The 6,277-nt window shown below is 61.1% G+C and carries 3 protein-coding genes; all 3 read right to left on the bottom strand.

Translation table 11 applies throughout. The features are described 5' to 3' along the window. Positions 1-334: 334 nt before the first annotated feature. On the bottom strand, positions 335-3,406 hold the full coding sequence (locus GY937_06920) for a DEAD/DEAH box helicase family protein (GenBank protein ID MCP5056446.1): 3,072 nt from the start codon (positions 3,404-3,406) through the stop codon (positions 335-337). 337 nt (positions 3,407-3,743) lie between these two features. Further along, the gene (locus GY937_06915) at positions 3,744-3,980 is read right to left on the bottom strand and encodes a hypothetical protein (protein ID MCP5056445.1); all 237 of its coding nucleotides are present in this window, start codon (positions 3,978-3,980) and stop codon (positions 3,744-3,746) included. A 346-nt stretch (positions 3,981-4,326) separates the two neighbouring features. Beyond that, positions 4,327-5,226 (bottom strand): ParA family protein, encoded by a 900-nt coding sequence (locus tag GY937_06910; protein ID MCP5056444.1) that lies wholly within the window; start codon positions 5,224-5,226, stop codon positions 4,327-4,329. Between the last annotated feature and the right edge of the window lie 1,051 nt (positions 5,227-6,277).

The following is a 6,277-nucleotide window of genomic DNA, read 5'->3' as shown; positions in this document are numbered from 1 at the left end:
GGCCTCAGGGGCGCGCCGAGCTGCGGATCGCTGCCGAGGCCTCCACCCGCCAACGATTCAATCGGGCCATCGAACAACTCGCCGCCTGACCCGGACCGATACCCTCAGGGGCCCGGATCCAATGACGGATTGGGGCTAGGTCTCGGTTGCGTCGATCGTAGGCTATGCGAATGGGACTCTGTTCAGCGCCGTCCATCACGGACTGATACTCGGCCGTGGGAATGTTGGTCCGCGATGCCTCCTCGTGCGTAAGGGTTTCGACCTTCTTCCGGGATCCCTTCGCGGCCCGCTTCCTTTTCGCCGCCTTGCTTTTTCTCGCCGCCATGGTCTGTCCCTACTCCCCTGAGTCCGCGGATGTCTTGGCGCGAGCCCCGATTGCGCGCTCAACGATCTCGTTGAAGTGAGCTTCTATCTCGTACACATCTGTGAACTCTGCGAACGCCCATCGGCCGTAGGCACCCAGGTTGTTGACGCCCGGAACCCAGTAGGTATCCATCGTCGACTTCTTCTCCTTCGCGTCCTCACCGCGATAGCCCTTGATCTCGATGACTAGATGAAGGGGATCGTCTTTCTGGCCAACTGACGGGCGCCCTTCATCGACCAGAACGATGAAGTCGGGCCGATACTTCCGGGCCGTGGATCCAAGCCGGTAGGGCACCTCGAAACCGAGGTTGTGATTCTTCACGTAGGCTCGGACCCTCGGATGAGATTCTGCAACGCGGCAGAACTCGGCTTCCCAATCGCTATCCGTGATCGCCCAGTTGATATGACAGCGCCGCGGATCGGTCTTCCAGCGGGTCTTCTTCGACGTATTAAAGTTGACGTGCAGAGTTGACCCCGTTGGATTGTAGGGGTCCAGCACCGCCTTGATCGGTCGCTTCCCCACTAGCGTGCTGACGATTCCTGCGTGGATTCGATTGCAGGCCGTATCAGCCAGCTCCTGGTACATAAGCTGGGCCGGGTAGGTTCCGCCCTTACAGACGAGGTGCTTATCGAGCCACTGGCGAGTGATTCGCTTGAGCTGACCGAAGAGATGCAGCTTCGGCTCCTCGCCTGGATCGCGCCACTTCGTCTCCAACAGTCTCTTCGTTAGATGAAAGAGCAAGGTGGAGCGTCTCATGTCCTCCAAGTGCTCGAGGCTCAGGTCGACACCCTCACCGATGATGCCCTCGTTCCGCGTGACCGAAGGACCCACGAGTTCCGGCGTCAGAAGGAGCGTCGAGTCGTCGTTGAACTCCGCTGTAAGCCGTTCTTCCGGTAGCTCAACCCTGTAGCCCTCAACCCTCGGGAAGCGGATCTCGCAGGCGTCGCGATCGGGAGTAATCGCCTTGACCTGGATGGTGTCTCGCGGAGGCTGCGGCGGCGCCACGACCGGCTTCGCAGTGAAGTCGAAGGGTATACCCAGGACGTCAGCGTACTCGACGTTGAAGAGGCCTTCCTCGTTGAGATCGTAGGACTGGCGCCGGAGCGCACGGCCGATGACTTGCTCGCAGAGCAGCTGCGTGCCGAACGCGCGGACCCCGAGCACATGCGTCACCGTGTTGGCATCCCATCCCTCGGTCAGCATCGAAACCGAAACCACGCAACGAATGGATTCGCCCAGCCGACCCTTCTTGCCGACTGTATTCATGACCTCGCGGAGCAGGTTCTGATCGGTCAAATTCTCCGCCTGCCGGACGTCGCCAGACCGCTCGATAATCTCACGCCGGAATCGATCGATCTCATCCGCTGCCATCTTCCGGAAGTTGTCGTCAAGAGCCTCACCCGATTCGAGCTGCTCGCTGTCAATCAGGAGCGTACGAGGTCGAGCCAGGGGATCACCGTGGTCGTTGAAGTTGCGGAACAACTCCAGCCGGCCGTTCACGAAAGACTCTGTTCCGTCTTCGTTCTCTCGGATAAATCCGGAGATGTAGTCGTGGACGATCTTCGACGTGGACGTGTTGTTGCAGACGACGATGAAGCAGGGGGGAACCTCGATTCCAGCCTCCTGCCAGAGGTCATAAGTCTTCTTGTAATGCCCGTACAGCGCTTCGAGGGCTGTCTGGAGCTCGACCGGAATGCTGAGGGGATCCAGCGTCTTGCTCTTGCCACGGCCCTTCTTGGGCATCCGCGTGCGGATGTGCTCCCAGAGGTTGCGGAACTTGGGCATCTCGCCGCCGGGGATATTATCGGCGACCGGCACGCGGGGGAGCTTGACGATCCCGCACTCGATTGCATCCATGAGCGAGAAGTCGCTCATGCTCCAAGGAAATAGAGTGCCTTCCGCGTATCCGGACCCCCGAATGAAGAACGGAGTCGCGGATAGATCGAGGATCCGGTGTAGCCCGATCTTGCGTTGCACGGCCTCTAGCCCCGAGATCCAGAGGCGAGCGGCTTCGCGGTTCTTGTCCGCCTCTTTCTTGTCGTCTCCCTTCAGGTCGCCTTCGTCGTCATCTCCGGGCTTCTCGCGGTAGCAATGGTGCGCCTCATCGTTGAGCACCATGATGTTCTTCATGCCCATCAGATCGGGCATCACGCGCTGGATCATCTGACCCTCGGTTTCGAGGGTGTGAAGAGTGGGACCGCGGCCCTGCAGTAGAGACCGACCGCCCTTTGAGAGGTCTAACGTCTCCCGCAACTTGAAGGCGTGGTAGTTCGTGATGACGATCTTGGCGCGGTCGAGATCCGCCAGCATGTCACCGGGCACCAGCTCACGACTTTGGTAGTAGCTGTCAGGGTCGTTCGGCTGAAGTACGCGCAACCGGTCCTTGATCGTGATGCCCGGGGTAACGACCAAAAAGCCTCGCGTGAATCTCTTGCTATTGGGCCGGCGAACCGCGTTGATCGTCTGCCAGGCGATCAGCATCGCCATCACGGTGGTCTTCCCGGCCCCCGTGGCCAGCTTGAGCGCAAGCCGCGGCAAGCCGGGGTTCGCCTGTTCGTTGGCGACGTCGAGGTGCTCCAGAAACCGGCGCCCCTCCTTTCCCAGCTTTGGGGCTACCTCGGTGAGCCAGATTGCGGCTTCGGCCGCCTCGACCTGGCAGAAGAACGGCCGGATGGCGTTGAACTTATGGTGCCGCCAGTGCTGGAGCAGCCGGCTGGTCTCCGGGGTGACCTGCCAGTGGGCGGGATCGGGAATCTCCCGCCAGCGATCGACCCGGCGCCGGAGGTCATTGATGATAGGGGTCGGGTCGTATTGCTGATCTCCGGTGGAGAGCTCCTGCGCCTCCGCATCGAAGACGAAGTCCTTCTGGACATTGGCTTTGCCCGTGCGCTTGGGCTTTGGAATCGGTGAGATGAACTTCGCCTCGCGGCGCTTCTCAATGATCCGATTCGTCGGCTGGCCTGTCTCGTCGAGCTCCCAATGCTTCGCGGGATACTCGTAGGGCGAGTTGAGGATCGGCTTATCGAAGAATGCGTCGGTCACGGCCTCGACCACGCGCCCGCGGCGAGCGGACTCCCAGCAGCTGCCTTATCTAGCTCGGATCGATGGCGGAGGCCTGCGAGACCTGTTGCATGGATGAGGTCTTTGGTTTGCTCACCGGACCGCCCTGTCGGCACGCGATCCCCTCCGGCCCGAGATGGGCCCTCACACATTGAATCACACCGAGAACTTTCGTCCTCACGCGTGATACTAGACCGACGGGATCAAAAACACCAACAATCACGGGGAGTTACTCGGCGCCCTTCGATTCGACTCGGGCGAAACCAACGGAGTAGAGGCTCGTGGCCGGGAACTCGCTATTTCGCCAATCGCGGCGGCGCTAGTCCGCCGAAAAGCGACCACTCACTTTCTGTGTCGGAACGGCTCTCCCACCCTCGGTCAACGCACGCGCGACCATGTGGCGAAGCGCGGCGTCGAAGTCCGCCATCCCGATGAGGTCGGCGGACGCTGGCCGCTGAAGCACACCTGAGCCGTCCTTCGCTGCCTCGACCAATCGGTCCCCAGCCTCGACCAAGAACCAATCGATCAGCGCGCGACCCAGATTCGAATCCGTCAACCGGACCCCTCCGAGAGCGCAACTCAGCTCAGCCTTAAGGGAGTCGAAACGCGTCCGCGTCGTCTGACGGACGCGGAACTTGAGATGGGCGTCCGTTGCTTCCGCCTCGGACCCATCCGAGGTTGCTGGGTTTGTCTGCCCCTCAGCAGCCTCAGCGCGCCTAGCTCTGGCGGGATGTTCGGCAGGCAACGCCCGGATCGAACTTGGCCCAGAGGAAGAAGCAGCCACTCTTCCTTGCCCCTCGCCACCCCGATTCTCCGAACCCATCGCGACAGCGAGAGCTTCCTGGGCCAGCTTCAAGTCCTCATCGAAGACATCAATCGAGGCGTCTCGTGGTGGTGGCGACTTACGCATGACCTGCGTTCCCCTCTCGTCTCGTTGACGCATAGGCGGCCTCGCCACGGGTCAATGGCTGCTCCGAGCCAGCGACGCGTGTTTCGCGGTGCGCAGAAATTCGGGCTTCTACCTCGTCCGCCAACTCTCGATACTGTTCGCTCACGCGGTGAGCCGGCTCCGACTTGAGCAGTAGCGTGTTCTGGCTGTAGGCCCGGTTGACCGCAGCGGCGCTGCTGATCGTCGTCCGGAACTTGACCGACCTGCCCTCACGGTCAACGAAGCCCTCATCGAGCGCTCGCGCGTACTCTTTGGCCAGCGTCGTCCGCCGGTCCATACACGAGAGCACGAGGCCCAAGAGATGAAGCTCAGGGTTACGATCCGCCCGCCGGGCGTTCGTCACGTCCCTCAGGGCATCCGGGAGGGAGGCGATCGCCTGCTTGTCAGGCGTGACGGACAGGATGAAGTAGTCCGAGACGAGATAGGCGCTTCGGGTCGTGGCCGAAGCGTGTGGGCCCGTGTCCACGAAAATGTAGTCGTAGCACCCCATCCCCCTTAGCTCTTCGACGTGAGGCTTCAGACACTCACTGCCCAACCGCTCTGTAGCAAGGAGTGCTCGCTCGAGACCCTGAAGCGCCCGGGAAGATGGGATGAAGTCCAGCTTTGGTGGAAGCCCGCCGCCCCCACTGGCCTCAGCGCCTTCTGTGTCTGCCTCGATGATTGCATCCGCGACTGAACACTCGCCTGACACGACATCCATCGTGGACCAGAACCCCGAGCCCGCCACGCCCAGGATCTTGGTCGCGCCGTAGTTCTCATCGACATCCCAGAGAAGAACGCGCCTACCGCGCTCCGCCATCGCCGCAGCGATGTGAAGAGCGTTCGTCGTCTTGCCAACGCCTCCCTTCTGCATGCCAATGCTGATGACGCTGCCGCGTCGTACTGATGCTACTGGAACTGGTTTCATCCTCTCATTCTCCCCTAACAAATATCGTTTCATGAAACGATCGACAGGTCAAGCGCGAACGTCAACGTGCCAACGCGCCATTGTGTTAGTTCGCCGCCTCGCAGATCTGCGCCCGTGCCGAGAAGAGACTCAGCGCATGGGCTCATTCGCTCATGAGCAGACTGAACCACGCAGCTTGGCTAACCGCAGCCTGCCACTCGCGATTCGAACGGCCCGCAAGAACGCACAGCACCCAAGACGCGCACAGCCGCGTCGGCCCACCGGCCGACAGTCAGCCGAGCAAACGGGCCCGTGGACCAACGGGACCAGCACCTCAACGTCTACGCTTGGCGTCGATGCTGCTCGCTAATTGCATCTAGAATCCCCCGTTGCTGAAGCAGGTCCTGCGGAAGCTACGACTCCCCGAAGATATTCCCGCCCGGAGAATGTGTCGGGGAAGGCGGGCCCCAGATCAGCCCCCTCCCGCATGCTGAATCGCGAGCTCAACGCGACGAGACCTGAGCTCACCCCTCCAAGTCGTCGCATTCAGCCATGCCCTTTTGACTCCCGCCATGCATTTGATCGCCCAGAGCCGTCTGTCTATAAGAAGAAGATTCTTCCCCTTATTGTCTGACCAAAATGTCGGCCCTGGTTTTTCTGCCCTCGCAGGCCATTGCTTCGCGCGGTGCTCGGGAAACAGCGCGTCTTGAAGCGTAACCACTAGGCCGAGAGCCATCTCCGTCATCTCGCTGAACATCACCTGCACCCGCACATAGCCCTCTTCCTGCAGGTTCCTCAAGAGCCGTTGAACGTGGCGTTCGCTGAGAGCCAACCCTTTTGCGATGTAAGAGACAGTGATGCGCAGCCGGCGATGGTCCGGGGATGTCCCGTCCGCTGTTGATCTTCTCTGAGCGGCGGCTCCGGTTTGAATCCTAGGCGACGCGCTTTGCAGTCGCCTCTTCGCTGGTTTCGGACACGGTGAGAGCTCGGACGAGCTTCTCGATGTCGCGCCACCCTT

The sequence above is a fragment of the bacterium genome, assembly GCA_024228115.1.
In the GTDB taxonomy this organism is placed as follows: domain Bacteria; phylum Myxococcota_A; class UBA9160; order UBA9160; family UBA6930.
The sequence above is the reverse complement of the archived record's forward strand: the minus strand, read 5'-3'. Positions and strand labels throughout refer to the sequence as shown.

What these genes read in the sequence shown, in the direction of transcription:
- GY937_06910 (MCP5056444.1), bottom strand. Translation starts at nt 5,226, where the DNA reads ATGCAGAAGGGAGGCGTTGGCAAGACGACGAACGCTCTTCACATCGCT.